The organism is Bacteroides sp. LFL-34, assembly GCF_027257075.1.
GTDB classification, from domain to species: domain Bacteria; phylum Bacteroidota; class Bacteroidia; order Bacteroidales; family Bacteroidaceae; genus Bacteroides; species Bacteroides ovatus.
On sequence record NZ_JAPQKZ010000013.1, the window covers coordinates 55397 to 74033 of the forward strand.

Below are 18637 nucleotides of genomic sequence, written 5' to 3' on the forward strand. Positions count from 1 at the left end.
GATTAAGAACCTATAAATTTTGCAGTTCTTATTGTCAGCCGTCATTCCTATTCATTAGACGAATGATTTCCAGCACATTAGACGCTGACAATAAGCCCTGACAATAGGCTGACAATAACATTTTATAAGTTTTATTGTCAGCCTATTATTTTATGATTTTGCTCTCCCATATCTCCTATCCAGCTTTACTTACTTTTCAAGAAAAGCCTCCATTAAACATCCGTCATACAACCGGTATACTTCTATCATTCAATAACTATTGTTCGGTCAGGATACCGGTATACTTAATTCTTCACGGCCGTGGTAGCTTCTTCCCACAGCCGTGACGAGTTCCTACCACGGCCGTGGGAAGATCTTGTCACGGCCGTGGGAAATTAATGATACCGGTACTTTCATAGAACAATACCGGCATCCCAACGCAACTATACCAGCTTCCCTTCTTATACTTCCCTACTTAATCAGCTTGCAAACAAGCTACTTGACAAGAGGGCAAGGCTGATAATAAATCAAAAAGAAACCGGCAGTTATTATTTTATCATTTGGAACATACAACATATATATTAGTAACATAAATATGGAAAGAAGTTACTTCCAAGGTAGATTTCAGAAACAGTTTTTTGCCTTTTGTATTGGGAAATGAGCTACCTTTGCTACAAATCCATACAATATGAACAGAAACACTTTTTTTGTATTATTCCTATTAATAAGCAACCTTGTTTCAGGACAGGACCTGAAACTGTGGTATAGTCAACCTGCACAAAATTGGTCGGAAGCTCTCCCTATTGGCAACTCTCGTCTTGGAGCCATGGTATATGGCGGAATCAAACGCGAAGAATTACAACTCAACGAAGAAACATTTTGGGCAGGCTCTCCATACAATAATAATAACCCGAATGCCATACATGTGCTACCGATTGTACGCAAACTGATTTTTGAAGGGAGAAACAAGGAAGCGCAAAGACTCATTGACACCAACTTCTTAACCCAGCAACACGGAATGAGCTATCTGACATTAGGTAGCCTTTATCTGGAATTTCCGGAACACCAAAACGCATCCGGCTTTTACCGCGATCTGAATCTGGAGAATGCAACGACAACTACCCGTTATCAAGTGGATGACGTCACTTATACCCGCACCACTTTTGCTTCATTTACTGATAATGTCATTATTATGCATATCAAAGCAAGTAAAGCAAACGCACTGAACTTTACTATTGCATATAACTGCCCTCTAGTACATAAGGTGAATGTTCAGAATGATAAGCTGACCGTCACCTGTCAAGGGAAAGAGCAGGAAGGTTTGAAAGCCGCACTACGGGCAGAATGTCAAATCCAGGTAAAAACGAATGGCACTCTCCGCCCGGCAGGAAATACGCTCCAAATAAATGAAGGAACAGAAGCAACCCTTTATATATCGGCAGCAACCAACTACGTAAACTACCAGGATGTCAGCGCCAATGAATCCCGACGGACCAGCGAATATCTGAAAAGAGCAATGCAAATACCTTACGAAAAAGCTCTCAAAAGCCATATCGCTTATTATAAAAAACAATTTGACCGTGTACGCCTTACATTACCGACAGGCAAAGCTTCCCAACTGGAGACTCCCAAACGAATTGAAAACTTCGGAAATGGGGAAGACATGGCAATGGCAGCTCTACTTTTCCATTATGGACGTTATCTGCTGATTTCTTCTTCACAACCGGGAGGACAACCTGCCAATTTGCAAGGAATATGGAACAACAGTACTCATGCACCTTGGGATAGCAAATACACCATCAATATCAATACAGAAATGAACTATTGGCCGGCAGAAGTCACTAATTTAAGTGAAACACATAGTCCGTTATTCTCAATGTTGAAAGATTTATCCGTCACAGGGACCAAAACCGCCCGAAACATGTATAACTCACGCGGATGGGTGGCACATCATAACACCGACTTATGGAGAATCTGTGGTGTAGTCGATTTTGCAGCAGCCGGCATGTGGCCTAGCGGCGGCGCCTGGTTGGCCCAACATATCTGGCAACATTATCTTTTCACCGGAGATCAAGAATTTCTAAAAGAATATTATCCGATACTGAAAGGAACCGCACAATTCTATATGGACTTTCTGGTAGAACATCCTACCTATAAATGGCTGGTGGTAGCTCCCTCCGTATCGCCTGAACATGGTCCGGTCACTGCCGGATGCACCATGGATAACCAGATTGCTTTTGATGCACTGCATAATACCTTATTGGCTTCATACATCGCAGGTGAAGCCCCCTCTTTCCAAGACTCCCTCAAACAAACACTAGAGAAGTTGCCACCTATGCAAATAGGAAAACATAACCAACTACAAGAATGGCTTGAAGATATTGACAATCCCAAGGACGAGCACCGTCATATTTCACATTTGTACGGGCTATATCCGAGTAATCAAATTTCTCCATACTCAAATCCCGAGTTATTCCAGGCAGCAAGAAACACATTGCTTCAACGCGGTGATAAAGCTACCGGTTGGAGTATCGGCTGGAAAGTCAATTTCTGGGCACGTATGCTGGATGGAAACCATGCCTTCCAAATCATTAAAAATATGATTCAACTATTGCCCAACGATAACTTGGCTAAAGAATATCCGAACGGGCGTACCTATCCCAATATGCTGGATGCCCATCCGCCTTTCCAGATTGACGGTAATTTCGGTTATACAGCCGGAGTAGCGGAAATGTTGCTCCAAAGTCATGACGGTGCCGTACATTTATTGCCGGCATTGCCTGATGCATGGGAAGAAGGAAGTGTGAAGGGGCTGGTGGCACGTGGAAACTTTACTGTCGATATGGACTGGAAAAACAATGTGTTAAATAAAGCGATCATCCGGTCGAATATAGGTGGTACGCTCCGCATCCGGTCTTATGTTCCCCTGAAAGGGAAAGGCTTAAAACAAGTAAACGGGAAAGAGTGCTCAAACAGATTATTCGCCACCACTCCTATCAAGCAACCTCTTGTAGCCAAAGGGGTAAGTGCGCAATCTCCCAAGCTGCAGAAGGTTTACGAATATGACATCGAAACAAAAGCCGGTAAAAGCTATATTGTAAATACAATGAAAGGAAAACAATAATACATAAGGAGAGGTTAATCTTTTCTCATGTTACATTTTTCACAAACGATGTTACAACATCTGATTGTACTCCCGGAGCCTAATGAAAATATTCATCTTTTATTAGGTTATATTTAGGTTTTTATTTTTCTTTGTACAACAAACAACGATCTATAACTATGAAAAATGTATTCACTTTTCTATTATTATTGTTTTCTTTGTTATGCAACGGGCAATCTCCTAAGTTATTCACTACTGACAAAGAGCTCTCCAGTAGTCTGATTAATCAAATATATCAAGACCGGAACGGTTTCATTTGGATTGCAACAGAAGATGGTCTGAACCGTTATGACGGTGCTAAATTTACCATATACAAACATGAGCCCAATAATGAACATTCGTTAGCCCACAATTTTGTTCGTACTGTTTTTGAGGACAGCAAAGGTCATTTGTTTATCGGTACATATATGGGAATTCAAATGTATGATCCGGCCACAGACAATTTTACCCCACTTGCAATAAGGGAAGACAATGGAGAAATATTTGAAAGCAATATTGTTTCCTTTATCGAAAGGAGAAATGGAGAAATATGGGTATCCGGAAATATGTTGTGCAGGTTGAATATCAAAGATTACCTGTTGACTGTTCAAAAAATTGATATCCCCATGACATCAACAGGATTTATGATTGAAGACAAGAAACAGAATGTCTGGATAGCAAAAGGCGAAGAAGGAGTATATCGTCTTGATTCTAATAACCAACTTACTTTGTATTTATCTAAAGACAACGGATATGTCAAAAGTATATGTGAAGATTCACGTGGGAATATTTATGTAGGAAGTATGAGAAAAGGACTATTCGTCTATAACAAAAGACAAGACTCCTTTATACCTATTGATTTTAAAGAAAAGAGAGAACTTCCTATCTGTTTCCTCTATTCCGGACCGCAAAATGAATTATATATCGGAACTGACGGTAAAGGTATGAGTGTCTACAATAACCAAACTCATGAAATCTCCGAATACAATTTTGACAACAACTATTTTGATTCAAAAAATTCAAAAATACATTCTATCCTAAAAGACAATTCCGGTAACTTATGGTTGGCTGCTTATCAGAAAGGAGTCATGCAGATACCTGCCCGAACAAACAGTTTCAAGTATATAGGACATAAATCCATGGATAAAAACATAATCGGTTCCAGTTGTATAACCTCATTCTGCAAAGACAACAACGGTATGTTATGGGTTGGAACAGACAATGACGGAATTTATGCCCTGACAGAAAAGTTAGAACCGGCTAAACATTTCTCGCATACTAATCACCCTAATTCTGTGCCTTCAACAGTTATAAAACTATATGAAGATTCCGAGTACAACATTTGGGTCGGCTCCTTTATCAACGGTATGGGAAAGCTGAACAAACAGACAGGATTATGCGATTACCAGTACAAACTGGTAGATAAGAACAACAACTATATACAACGTGTATATGATTTCGCAGAAGATAAAAACAAGCGACTTTGGATTGCGACAATGGGATTCGGTTTGTTCTACTATGACCTGAAAACGAAAGAATTTACATCCGTACAATCTCAGACATCTCTAATCAACGAATGGATAGGTTGCCTCCACTATTCCGATGATAATAAGCTGTATGTCGGAACTTATGACGGCGTCAACTGTATAGACCTTGACAGTCCTGATTTTCAAAGTCATAAGATACTCTCACAAAATGTTATTTATTCAATCTTTGAAGATGCCGACGGAGTTGTCTGGTTGGGCAGTTCCGAAGGATTATCCGGTTGGAATAAAAAAACGAAAGAACTAACCACTTATACTACTGCAGACGGATTGCCCAGTAATACAATATATGCCATACAAGGAGACGGAAAAGATTTTCTTTGGATAAGCACCAATGCCGGAATTTCCCAATTCCAAAAGAAAAACAACAAATTTATCAATTATTATGTCAGCGACGGATTACAGGGAAATGAGTTCTACAAGAATGCCTCCTTCAAAGATAAACAAGGTATCATCTGGTTTGGCGGAATGAATGGTATCACCTATTTCAATCCGCAAGACATTATCAATCCGGCAAAAACATGGAATATCCGGATTACCGACTTTTTCCTGCATAACAATCCGGTTAGAAAAGGAATGAAATCCGGTATTCACAATATTATCAACTGCCCTGTATTCAACGCAAAAGAGTTTTATCTATCCCATAAAGACAATGTGTTCAGTATCGAGTTTGCCACTCTGGAATTAAATGCCCCCGAACACATCAACTACCTTTATTCTATCAACGATGAAAAATGGATTAGTTTGCCCAAAGGTGTAAACCGTATCTCATTCAGCAATCTGAAACCCGGTACCTATAACTTTAAAATCAGAGCAAAAGACAACACCGTGTATTCAAATATAAAAGAAATTACCATCTTTATATCTCCTGCATGGTATGCTTCATGGTGGGCTAAAGTTATCTACTCCTTATTATTACTGACCATTATATTTATCATTATTCTTCAGATCAGACATCGGTACAGAATGCATCAGGAAATGCTGCAACATATCCATGCCGAACAAATCAATGAAGCAAAATTGCAGTTCTTTATCAACATCTCTCATGAGATACGCACTCCGATGTCTCTAATCATCAGCCCTCTACAGAAACTGATTAAGAATGAGGAGAACAATGAACGCCTGAAAATATATCATATTATCTACAGAAATGCGGAACGTATTCTGAATCTTGTCAATCAACTAATGGATATTCGGAAAATTGATAAAGGACAAATGTTCCTGATGTTCCGGGAGACCAATATTATTCCTTTTATTGAGGATTTATGTACAACTTTCGGTCAACAGGCAAATACAAAAAATATCCGGCTACAACTTCACAGTACGCTCCGGGAACTGAATGTATGGATAGACACAGGTAATTTTGATAAGATTATCCTGAATATTCTGTCTAATGCCTTCAAGTTTACTCCTGAAAAAGGAAACATAGATATTACCATCCGTACGGGAGAAGATAATACACTGCCCGATCCCTTGAAACAATATGCCGAAATAATTATCGCGGATACCGGAACAGGCATCGATGAACAGGAAAAAGAACATATCTTCGAACGTTTCTATCAGATCCGTAACAGCCAACAGAATCCGAAAGGCGGAACAGGAATAGGCTTACATCTGACTCGTTCATTAGTGGAATTACATCATGGAATTATCTATGTAGAAAATAATAAAGAACAACCGGGTTGCCGTTTTATTATCCGATTACCGTTGGGTAACAAGCATCTACGACCTGAAGAAGTTGACAACAATGAGCAAAAGGTAACAGTAGCCGTACCAACTGTTCCTGTCATCTCTCCCATTATAGAAAATGAGGAAGAAAAGAAAGTCAGGGTAAAAACTAAATATCACGTATTAATTGTAGAAGACGATGAAGAAATCCGAAATTATATAGCGAAGGAGTTTGGGGACAAATTTCATATCATGGAAAGCCGTAATGGTAAAGAAGCATTAGAGCAAATATTTAAAAAGACTCCGGATTTAGTCATTAGTGACATCATGATGCCCGAAATGGACGGATTCACCTTATGCCGGAAGATCAAGCAGAATGTAAACCTCAACCATATCCCAGTCATTTTGCTTACCGCGAAAACGAGGGAAGAAGACAACCTTGAAGGTCTGAATACAGGAGCCGACGCCTATATCATGAAGCCATTCAATATCGAAATTCTGCAAAAGACGGTAGAAAATCTGATTAATACACGGCAGCAGTTACGCAAAGTATTTACAGGCCAGCAAAATCTGGAGAACAAGGTTCAGAAACTGGAAGTGAAATCACCCGATGAGAAATTGATGGAACGTATTATGAAAGTGATCAATGAAAACATCGGTAACCCTAACTTGACAATAGAGACAATCACCACCGAGGTAGGTATCAGCCGCGTACATCTTCACAGGAAACTCAAAGAGCTCACCAACCAGACAACCCGTGACTTTATACGTAATATACGTTTAAAAGAAGCCGCTCGTCTATTGTCCGAAAAACAGCATACCATATCCGAGATAGCCATGTTAACAGGATTCACTGATCCTAATAATTTCTCGACAACATTCAAAGAATTGTATGGAATGCCGCCTTCAATGTATATGAAAGAGCAGTTGAGTAAAAAAGAAGAGTAACCCAACTGCTCTCTAGCATGTTTATCTGTTAAACTTGTACCAATCAAAATTAAACAGTTTGCAGCCTTTACGTCCTTTGAATACAAAATAAATATCTTGTATTCCTGTGACCGGTTTTACAATATCAGTCTGCAATGTTTTCCAGCATTCCCAACCACCCGTTGAAGGAATAGTCAGTTCCGCAATTAATGGTCCGCTTATGCTGTCTGTACGTACTTCAAGCGTCCCGCCACGAAGGGCACTGGCAACGGTAGCAGTGAACCGTTTGGGAGATTTATTGCCGAAATCCACTTCACGTACCTTTATATAATCTCCATTATGAATTTCAGATATATATATACCGGTTTTCACATTTGGTTCGGACTTCACACCTTCAGAAAAAGCGATTGTTTCAGCTTCCACCCTTTCGTAAGGATTGAGCGTACCTACCGGTGACACCCCTTCCCGGGTAGCATTAATAATCGGGAAAGTGCCGTCAGCGTTATACTTAAACTGCTCCACCGCCGCACTTCGCCCGAAACCTCCACCGCCCGGCAGCTTACCCGTATGATAGAAGAAATAAGAATTGCCTTTATAGTCTATCACTCCACAATGGTTAGTAAACGAGCCCGTATCTTGTAAAGGCATGATTTCTCCCATATACTTCCACGGACCAAGAGGTCCGCCACTCATGGAATAGGCAATATGTTCGGGGACACCTCCAGCAGCATAAAGAAGATAGTATTTTCCTTCCCGTTTATGAAGCCATGGACCTTCTGTATAAGTATCTTTATACTTAACACCTTTGACACGCTTTTCCGGATTAGGTGCACCAAAACTCTCAACAGTCTGTTCCAGTTTGCCCACTCCACCTTTCAAAGAAATCATATCTTCATTCAATTCTGCATAATAGATATTCGGATTTCCCCAATACAGATAAGCACGACCGTCATCATCAATGAAGACCGTAGGATCAATATAGTCCCAGCTTCCGTCATGAAGCGGTTTGCCGATGGCATCTTTAAAAGGACCGACAGGCGAATCGCCTACCGCCACACCGATTGCCATCGTATTGGAAAGTTTGGAATGCAGGCAGACATACCAATAAAACTTACCATTACGTTCGATGCACTGTGCTGCCCAGGCACGGTCGTCCGCCCAGTCGAATGATTCGATGGCAAGAGGAGAGCCGTGATCGGTCCAGTTCACCATATCTTTGGTAGAATACACGCGCCATTCCTGCATCCAGAAAAAATCAGCCTTATCTTCATCATGTCCCGTATAGACATACAATGTGCCATCATGCACCATAGGAGCAGGGTCTGACGTATAACAGGTTTGCACAAACGGATTTTGCGCTCCTGCCTCATGGGGTAGAGCACCTCCAAGCAGCAATAATGCCGCCACAAGTTTTGCTTTCAGATTCATATCATTTTCAATGTTTAAACAAGTGTGGAACAAACTCTTTCAGACAGCGTCTCCATGTGAGCCATTCGTGGCCGGTGCCTTGCGATTCATAATAAGCCACGTTGATGCCCAGTTTGCGGAGAGACTCCACCAACTGCTTCGTGCCCATCTGTTCGTCCGTGCCGCAGCCGAGGAAGAGATAATGCACTTTCTTGTTGAACTTACCTGCATCGGCAAACACACCGTCGAAGCACGTTTTCACGTCCAGCCCGAAAATCGCCCCGCTGAACCCGCCAATGTAGGAGAACATGTCGAGACGCGGCAACGCTGTTTGGAACGTCTGGTGTCCTCCCCACGACAAGCCTGCCATTGCACGGTGTTCGCGGTCGGTCTTGGTGCGGAATGTACGGTCTATCATCGGAATGAGGTCTTTCAAAATGACATCATAGAAAGAAGCGCCGTAAAGCGCACGCTCTTCGTTCACATCTTTCCCCGGACGCGGCACGAAGGGAGTCTCCACATCTCCGCTATCCATCACCACGAGCATGGGCACGCACTTGCCGGTGGCTATCAGGTTGTCCATGATGTAGTGCATATATCCCTGGGTGCTCCAGCCGGTTTCATCTTCTCCCATGCCGTGCTGCAAGTAGAGCACCGGATAGCGTTTTTTGGGGTGAGACTCATACTCTGCCGGTGTGTACACCATGCAACGACGAAACTCTTTCTTCGCTTCCGAATAATAGGTGCAGGAGCGCACTTGCCCATGCGACACTTGCTGCGGGCGATAGTAATCGCCCTCTGCCCCTTCGGGTATCTCGATGCCGCTCGCCATGCGGCAACAACCGAAGAAGGTGCACGAAGAGGGATCTACCACCCTGAATCCGTCTACCAACAGGAAATAATAGTGGAATCCCACCGGCAGCGGGTCGGTCTTCACGCTCCACCAGCCGTGCTCGTCCATGGCCATCTCATACTTCTTGCCGCAAACATCTGCCTGCAAGCGTTTCACATCGGGAGCGTAGCAACGGAAATAAGCACGGTTGTCCTTGTCGATACGAGGGAAGTCGCTGCCGTGCATATTGGTGGGGGCTGCCACTGTGTGCTTCCACACATCATCGGGCGAAGGAAGTTCAATGCCCATCAGGTGGAGTGCCTGTGCCGCATAGCGGCGTCCCAGCACCCGGTAACCGGCAGCATCGAAGTGAAGATGGTCGGGAGCGCAGCTCAACCCCTTGGAGGAGACAATAGCGCAGTTCTTTATCACCTGCGGCAGCATAGCAATTACCTCGTTCATGCCTGCACAAACACCACCGTGGTCGGCATTCACCACTTCACCGGCAATCAGGGGCACCTCGTCAGCCTGCAGATGAAGGTCAGCAAGCAGGTTGTCGTATACGCTCTTCACCTTTTGGGACCACTCCTTGTCACCGGTGTTCGACTCGCCCTGATGTAGAAGTATCCCTTTTATCACACCGCTTTTCTGTGCAATGCGTGCCATCTCCACCAAACGGGTATACGGGTCGTTGTCATACTCTTTCAGCGTATTCACCATCCAGTCGGGAGCTGTTTTGATATACTCCTCGCATTTGTCTTTCTGGAAAAGCTCGATCCGGCACCCGCCTATCGCCACGTGCACCACTCCGATGCGCACATGCGGGGGCAAGTTTTCTACCAAGGTCCGTCCGAAATAATCAGCCGGTGTCAGCCCGGTGTTCGGACGGCACAGCGGAGCGCGGGCGGGATACCATTCGCCTTTCACGCGTCCCAACTCTTTATTGTCTACCGCCGCCAACACTTGGAAGCGTGCATCCACCAGCGTATCTTGTGCTTCATAGCGGGCATTGCCTTCCATGTTAGACTGCCCTAGGCACAGATAAATGTAAAAGTTTGCATCCTGTGCAACCGCGCAAAGGCTTGCACACAACAAACAACTCAACAATAATAACTTCTTCATTTACTATCTTTCTATATTATATTTATTCCAACTTCATGCTGCTTATCACAATCGGCTTGCCACCAGTCGACCAGAACCCGACAATGTAGAGGTGCGACGGGTCTACCCTATTGCCGTCAGTATCTTTCATCTGCTGCAAATCTACCACCACTCTGCGTGTCTGTCCGAAATCGTAGGTGGCGGGCTTCGTCCAGTAGTCGTTCTTGTCAAAAAGGCGGAAAGAGACACCGCACTCGTTGTCGTTGCCCAATTCCACGGTCAGCCTCCGGTAGCCCGACAAGTCAAGTCCGCCGGGGTATTTCCATCCGCCAAAGCCATATTTGCCTGTCACCAAGGTGCGGGTCGTTTCGTCAAAGGTGCCTTCTTCCCATATCGAAGGGTCAAACACGTCTTCCGTCAGCACAAAAGGCGAAACCACCGTCACCTGCAATGTCTGTTGCATGCTGTTTCCCGCTGCTGTGCGGTAAGTCACCGTTACCGTAGCATTGCCTGGTGCCACTGCCACCAGTTTGCCAGTCGGCTCCACCTTCAGCACTTGTTCGTCCGAGCTATTGATAGTCGCCTCGGCAGTCACCATTCGCGAGGTGCCATCTTTATACACCGCCTTCACTTTCAGGTAGTGCACTCCTCCCATCTGCAACGAGCGTGTCGCCTGCTCGCCCATCAGTTCCAGTCTCTCGGGCTCGCCATTGACGGTCACTCCCTCGGCATACTCCTTGAACCAATGATACATTGCCCACGGACAGGCTTCGGGATCGTTGAGGAACGTATAGTTGCCCTCTGTACCCGGCACGTCCTTAAACGCTGCCAGCTCGTGGCTTCTTGTAGTGAAAAAGAGCCACGACACATTTCCCGCATTGTCGGCTATATACTTGAAGTTGGCGCCGAAGCCCTTGCCACCGGCTTCGCCTGTGATGCTTTTTCCCCAAGTAGCATCGTATTTCAAAGGTGCCCAGTCTATTTCCGTCACCATGATGGGGGCAATCGCTGCCACTGGACCTACTTGCGTATCCCATCCGCGCTGGAAGGGCTCGTAGCCGCCACCGGTGGAAGAGCCGATTCCCTCGCCACTGTCTTTTTCGGCATCGCTGCCATACCATCCGGGATAGCAGTGCACGGCAAATCCGATGTTGTCTCCCTCGATGCGGTGGGTGGCATATCCGGCATACTGCGACTGGTAGCCCAAGCCCGGCACCCAGATGATATTACGGCAATGGTTCCTTATCTTGTCTACAATGGACTGAAAGTAAATCTTTGCATTGGCAAAGCAAGCATCGGAGGTGCTACCATAGGCGCCGTCGGTCCCTTTGATGTTGACCGGTTCATTGGCAAGTTCGAACATGATGTCCGTATTGTTCTTCACTTTGGGGTGTTGCGAAACGATGTCCCACACGTTAAGCAGAAACTGTTGATAGCTATCGCCCACCTCTATTCCCTGATAAGGAGCTTCGTTGGGGCATACCCCGGGCGGGCGCATCACCACATACATTCCCTTAGATACAAAATACTCCGCCATCGGCACAAACAGTTCGTCGAGATACTTGCGGAAACGGGTCTCGGAAAAGCGTTCGTGTCCTTCGTATCGCACAAACGGCTTTGAAGTATCATCGCTCCAATAAGGGTCGAGATGCATCCGCACGAAGTTGAACTTCCATCCGGCAGCCACAATTCCGTCTACCATACGTTTGTTATAGCTGAGACACGACTGCACGTCATAGTTAGTCCATGCGTTATCGTTAAAAAAGGGACTGTAGGTCTGTGTAAATCCATGAAGATTGACCGTCTCGCCCTTTTCGTTTTTAAGGTAGCGCCCCTCTACGTGCAACACTGGCAACTGATGATAGTCTTTCTCCGGAGCAGGTTCGTCCTTAGGCGTTTCCGGTTCGGCAGAAATCTCCGGTTGTATAGGCAGAGAGCTTTCGTCCGAACAAGATGCCAAAGCCACACCTATCCATGCCAGCAAATAAATTATCTTTTTCATAATGATGTTGATGTTACATAATAGTTGTTGCAAAAATAACAATACTACCAATAGCGATAAAAACTATAGTTGTAAATACCGTCACCACTGATAGTTCCTTCATACAATTTATAGCCTTTTATATCACCATGATAAAAAACTAACGGAGAGCCGTTATAATCCATTTCGTAAGTTCCTTTCGTTTCCCCTTTAGGAATAGTGATTGATGCACTACTCTCATACTTTCCACCATCATTGTATGCTTCGTATGGGATTCTGCAACTTATATCTTTTTTTACGGGATAAGTTGTCGTGGCAGTAAAAATAGGATGATTGGAATACAGTTCTTTCATTGAAATCATTATGCGATTATCAATTCCATTTTGAGTAATACCAACTGTTAATGTTTTATTAGATCCCGGCTGTTTCAATACAATTTTTCCACTTCTGAGAGAGGAAGTATTGTCCTGGGCTACTACCGATAGAACATATATATCATAATACTGAAAACATATAAGATAATCCAACCATGAAGGATCGCTCACTATTTCAGGTTGCAATAATGTTTTTGTTCCATTAACCTCTACATAGGAACATAAAGTTCTACTAAGAGGTTGTGAGTCATCCTTCGGACTAATAACAAAGTCCTCCACTACATCCGAATCTGAAGCCCCAAAACAATATGTACTATCCGAATTTGCAGCCCTTGTAACTATATCTCCTACTTTATCTATATCAAACAGAATTTCATTACTACAGCTACACCAAATAATCAAACTTAAAATAAATAATATGTTTTTCATTATTATCCGACTTTTATTGAAACAATAAAGGCAGCGGATTCATGTTATATGCCCCGCTGCCTTTTCTTATCAATCTCTATTATTTACCAGCCAATCCGTCAGCAAAACCGGCATAAGTATGCTTACGGTTGTAGTTGGAATCCCATAAACCTACAGGTTCACCGCCACGCCAGTTAGAATCACCGGGGGCACCGGGAGCATCGGTAGCACACCACTGCGTGATGCCGTATTGCTGTGCCACAGGAATAATCTCGAAGTATTTCTTCACGATAAACTTATAATATTCAGCCATCGCTTTATGTTGTTCTTCTGTCATATCCTTTGTCAACACCGTAGTGCCGCTTTCATCCACATATCCCATATCCAGCTCAGATACTTTCACGAGTTTGCCACTCTTGGCTAAGATTTCAAACATTTTCACTACATGTTCTTCTTGCTTCTGCTGGTCAGCAGCATTGGCGCGATAAGCCACGTGCATCTGTGTACCGATACCGTCAATCTTTGTCACACCGTCAGATTCCCACTTCTCTATCCAGTGTACCAAGCTCTTGGCTTTCTGATTGTTATCCCAAGTGGATTCCAGATTGTAATCGTTGATGAAAAGTTTGAGAGGTTTAACACCACCGTTTTCTGCATAATATTTACGGGCGGCAGCTACAACAATACGAACATAATCTTCACTACCCAAGTAATCTTGCCAGTAGAAATTATTGGCAGCGTCAGCACCGGCATTAGATGCAGATTGCAAGACATAGAAACCTTCACCGTCGTTGCCACCACCTGAAATAGCTTCGTTCACTACATCCCAAGTAGTCACGTAACCACCAGTAGCTTTCATCATTCCTTCAATCCAATTGTTCATTGCCCGAGTAAGCGCTTCTTTTTTCTCTTCGGGAGTAAGAGGAATAGTGTTACCTTTAGTAACTATTTGCAATTTGATATTATCAAAATAATATTTATTAGCAGGTGCATTGGGCGCGCCTACATCCAAGTTCCATGCAAAAGTCTGCATGTTTCCCTCAGGAGAAAGGGTAGTGTTAATAGTAATAGTTTTTTCAAAGTGTTGCCATTCCGTAGTGAAACTAACAGCACACCCACCATCATAATGAATATAAGCTCCAGGGGCAGCATGAGCCTGAGACTCAGAATTATTGGGTGTATCTGCACGATAATCGAAAGAGATACGTACAACATCATTTTCCACCAACGGACGGTCAGCATACAAAAAGAATTGAGTATCCCAACTGTTTGTTCCTCCACCAGCAGAAGTAACAACGAAAGCACGACTACCGTCTTTACCTACTCCATCAACAATATCGCAAGCAGCATTAGCTCCTCCCACATGAGTAGAAACAAAATTGGTAGTTTCACTGCCTTGCGCATCACCATTAGTAATGATGTCAGTTAAAATCTCTACTGCCGCATCTCCCGGTGTAGGTATAATTGAATAAGAATGCGCATGCCAACTTGGTTTAGACCAATTAGAAGGCAGATTTCCTTCTTCAAAAGTTCCGTTCTTTATCATATTTTGCTCAGAACCTTTTTCAACCAGCACCATGTCATCAAACCAAAGATCTCCTCCAAACTGTCCGAAATTGAATAACAAACGAGAACAATCACTATTAGGTGTAAATTCAATGCTTATTGTGCTCCATGTAGTTCCTGCTGAAATCTGTGGTATGCCATAATGTGTATTACCAGCATTCGGTGTTTCTATCCAAAGCGGAAATGTCACAGCTGATGAAGCCTTGGTTCTCATAGAGAATACATAAGATTTCCCTTGTAAAAGAGGAGATTCCAAATCATAGTAATTTTGCCAATCCCATGGATTCGCCTTCGCTTCAGAAGTATTGATATGCAAACAATTTCCTTCTCCTACAGAGGGCGGCAATTCTTTGTCTTTAATCAAAGAATTCAAATACTTATTATTCTGCTGTGCATGCCAAGCCAATGTATGTCCATATATAGTAATTCCGGCAGCTTGGGCGGCAGTGACAAATTTATCCACAGTTTCGAAATTCATCTCCCCTTTATCGTTCACACACGAAGCATATTTCATCGCATTGCCTGCGGTCACTTCGTCGAAGTTGGCTTCCGCTAAACGAAATACCAATCCTCCTTCGATAAATTCGTTGGCTGCCAACGCTAATCCCAATTTAAAATCGGGATTAGCTGCACGGTCTATGTACGATTTCAGCGGGGCATAATCATTCAGATACTCGTATTGCGCTATCGACTCCGGTTTTGTCACCGTGACATCGGCAATCTCGGTATCCACGCAAGAAGCCAGCAAAGCTGCTACCAGCGTGCCCCATACCATATTATTTTTTCTATTCATCTTCATGTAGTTTTCTTAAATTGTTTAGATTGCGGTTCACTTCAACTTCACGTTAAAAGTTTCAAATTTGCTCTGTCTGTCGCGTGACACCAGCGCGTCCGTGCTGCTACATTTGGCAGTGCCCGTTTCACCGGTCACAGCATTCAACACATAAGGCGCATAAGTCACTTCATAGGTCAGTTCGAACAGGTCGCGGTCTTTGTCGCCCCACGCTTTCTTGGCACCATGATAGGTCCACTTGCCCGAACCGCTTGCCTGAGCCCCCGGTGTGTCGGTAGTGATGGAGCAATTGCCGTTGTCGTCAACCGTTATCACCAAGTCCATTGTCAACGTTTGCTTGGAAGATTCGCCTTTCTCATTCACCACATCCACCGAAAGCGAAAGAGGATAACGCACTTTGTTGAGGGCAATAGTTCCCAATGTACGTTGGTCTGCTTTCTCTATATTCTGCGGGTTACGGTTGAGCGTAGAAGTGTTGCCATTGATGTCGAGCTGGTCTGTGCCACGACTCAACCAAACGCCCTCATACTTGTTTTTGTAGGTCACCCCATAAAGCGCATAGTCTTTGGGAAGCACGTCCCAGTCTGCCACATTCAAGCGATTGGGAGACTCAACTTTAGGTTTGCCCGCCAAGATAGAGTCTGAAGCCTGTGCTAACCGTACCGGAATGACATAGGTGAGTTCGGGCGTGAGAGGATCATTGAAGAAAGCATCGGTCAACTGTATGTCCATACGTCCATAAATGTCTCCTTTGGGAAATACCACCTGTTCCGAAGAATAAGTATAATATTCCTTAGGCATAGGAAGTATCGGCTTGCCATTGTCGAAATAAGCATTGGTACACAAACTTTCATCGATAACAATCTGTGCTGTGCGCTCTTTGCGGTTTGACCACACACCGCCCAATGTAGCGATGATCTGCATCCGATATTCATTGTCTTGTTCGGTAGGATATACATCTTCGCCCAATGTGATGGTGCGTATAGGAGTCTGAGTAGCAAAACTGATGGTCTGATATTCGTAATCGTCGAATTCTTTGTCTCCGTTTTCACAGCCGGCAAACAACAAGCCAAGGACCATGCATTTCATTATTGTCTTATTCATAATCATTGTATGCTTTAGCATTTTATTAAATTTACACTATCGGTTTACCAACCCTGATTCTGTTTCAGTTCGTCATACTTAAGAACTTCCGAATAAGGAATAGGACCGTAATACATATACTCACTGAACGAGCGTTTGTCTACCTCCATCGGAGTATAACGGGTTCCACTGATATTCATCCCTTTAGCGGTTTCGGTCAGATTGCTCTTCCAGCGGCGCAAATCCCAGAAACGGAAACCTTCGAAACAAAGTTCGATGCGACGTTCGTTGCGGATGAGTTCCGCCATCTTTGCCTGATCGTTCTTGATGGATTCCAAGTAAGCATCACCATTGTCGCGACCGATGCCGGCACGGTGGCGCAACTTTTTCACCACATCATAAGCAGAATAGCCGTTGCCTCCTTTATCTTGCGGACCGTACGCCTGATTTGCCGCCTCGGCATACGCCAAGAATATCTCGGTATAGCGGATGCGCGGTGTGTAATGATACTGGTCAGCTTTCGCATTCGGGTCGAGGCTGATGTCCTGACGCAACAGTTTGCGCAGATAGTATCCGGTACGGGTAGAACGTCCTACCACCTTGTTCAGTGCATCATTGGTAGTTCCGTCGGCTGCCGTAAAGATTTCCTTATTCGTATTGCCTGCCTTACAACCATTATAAAGAATGTATGCTTCCAAGCGCGGGTCACGGTTGGCGTACGGAAGATTTTCATCATATTCGCCGGACAGATGAGACACCGGATAACCGTTCAGCATCGGGAATGCATCCACCAGATTTTGAGTTGGGTTGATACGTCCGTTACCGTAGAGTGTGGGCGGGAAGTTATCTTCTTCGAGCGAGAGGGATTTGGCACGTTCACCACGCCACAGAATTTCAGCAGGTGATTCGGTTGGGCTAAGTTTTTCAATATCATCTACATTGCAATACCATGTCCATCCGGTAGGATCCATACCGTCTACCCCTCCGATATGATTCAGCACCTTTGCAGCACTAGCAGCAGCCGTTTTCCAATCAACGCCTGACTGGTCACTATATGCCGGACTGGCAGCGAGCAAATCCGCTTTTGCCACAAACGCTTCCACCACCTTTCCGGACATACGTCCGATAAAGTTTGCGCCAAACACACGGGTGACTTTGCCTTGGTCTGCTCCTGCATATTTAGCAGACAAGCGTTGCATTTCCGCTGCGTCACCATATTCCCAAGGCAATCCTTCGAGTGCCAACCGGGCGTCTTCTTTCAACGCCTTCATGCAATCTACAAATGTGCTGCGGGGCACATTGAAATTGGATCCGGCTGCTTCCGGTTCGGTCAGGATGGGCACCCCCATCAACACACCGTCTTCGGTATAGCCCGCATGGGCTTCGAGGAGGTAATACATATACATGGCACGCAAGCCATAGGCTTCCGCTTTCTCACGGTCGCAGAACATCTGCGCCACCACTTCGTCTTTCGCCCATTTCACCTTGTCGGCATTGGCAAGGAAAAGATTGATGTACTGTATGGCGGAACGGCAGGAAGTCCAACGGTCGGCAGGATTGTTGTTTGCCGTCCACATGCCGGAGGCTATTTTACGCCAGCTGTTTTCCGCATCATTGCTCACAGCGTCATCGGTAGCCACGTCGTTGAAAGAATAGCCTGCGCAGGGTATGCGTGTATAGGCATTTGCCAGTATTCCTTCGGCATATTGCGAATTCTCGTACATATATTCCAGTCCGAGGTTGTTCTCGATAGCCGGTTCGAACAAGTCATCGCATCCGGTCAGACAAGCGGCAAAGGCACATATTGTTATAATTTTCTTCATGACTTATTT

9 protein-coding genes are annotated in these 18637 nt (G+C 44.4%); 2 read left to right on the top strand and 7 right to left on the bottom strand.

The features are described 5' to 3' along the window. Positions 1-667: 667 nt before the first annotated feature. Both N5O98_RS09945 and N5O98_RS09950 read left to right on the top strand, forming a co-directional pair. On the top strand, positions 668-3103 hold the full coding sequence (locus tag N5O98_RS09945) for a glycoside hydrolase family 95 protein (RefSeq protein WP_004309642.1): 2436 nt from the start codon (positions 668-670) through the stop codon (positions 3101-3103). 158 nt (positions 3104-3261) lie between these two features. Then, positions 3262-7281: a two-component regulator propeller domain-containing protein gene (locus tag N5O98_RS09950; protein WP_022199309.1), complete on the top strand. Its 4020-nt coding sequence runs from the start codon at positions 3262-3264 to the stop codon at positions 7279-7281. 21 nt (positions 7282-7302) lie between these two features. On the opposite strand, the gene N5O98_RS09955 is transcribed toward N5O98_RS09950, so the two are convergent. From N5O98_RS09955 to N5O98_RS09985, 7 genes are all read right to left on the bottom strand, one after another. Then, positions 7303-8688, bottom strand: coding sequence for a glycoside hydrolase family 43 protein (locus N5O98_RS09955; protein ID WP_004309639.1), 1386 nt, complete (start codon positions 8686-8688; stop codon positions 7303-7305). 7 nt (positions 8689-8695) lie between these two features. Further along, positions 8696-10621, bottom strand: coding sequence for a sialate O-acetylesterase (locus tag N5O98_RS09960; RefSeq protein ID WP_032855939.1), 1926 nt, complete (start codon positions 10619-10621; stop codon positions 8696-8698). Between the two features lie 22 nt (positions 10622-10643). Further along, on the bottom strand, positions 10644-12602 hold the full coding sequence (locus tag N5O98_RS09965; protein ID WP_032855938.1) for a cellulase family glycosylhydrolase: 1959 nt from the start codon (positions 12600-12602) through the stop codon (positions 10644-10646). Between the two features lie 44 nt (positions 12603-12646). Continuing rightward, a complete protein-coding gene (locus N5O98_RS09970; protein WP_004309636.1) occupies positions 12647-13384 on the bottom strand; it encodes a hypothetical protein in 738 nt (245 codons plus the stop codon). A gap of 79 nt (positions 13385-13463) precedes the next feature. After that, on the bottom strand, positions 13464-15728 hold the full coding sequence (locus N5O98_RS09975; protein ID WP_015532249.1) for an endo-1,4-beta-xylanase: 2265 nt from the start codon (positions 15726-15728) through the stop codon (positions 13464-13466). Positions 15729-15758: 30 nt separating this feature from the next. Next, a complete protein-coding gene (locus tag N5O98_RS09980; protein ID WP_224262915.1) occupies positions 15759-16826 on the bottom strand; it encodes a DUF5627 domain-containing protein in 1068 nt (355 codons plus the stop codon). Positions 16827-16870: 44 nt separating this feature from the next. Next, the gene (locus tag N5O98_RS09985) at positions 16871-18628 is read right to left on the bottom strand and encodes a RagB/SusD family nutrient uptake outer membrane protein (protein ID WP_004309633.1); all 1758 of its coding nucleotides are present in this window, start codon (positions 18626-18628) and stop codon (positions 16871-16873) included. Positions 18629-18637 lie beyond the last annotated feature (9 nt).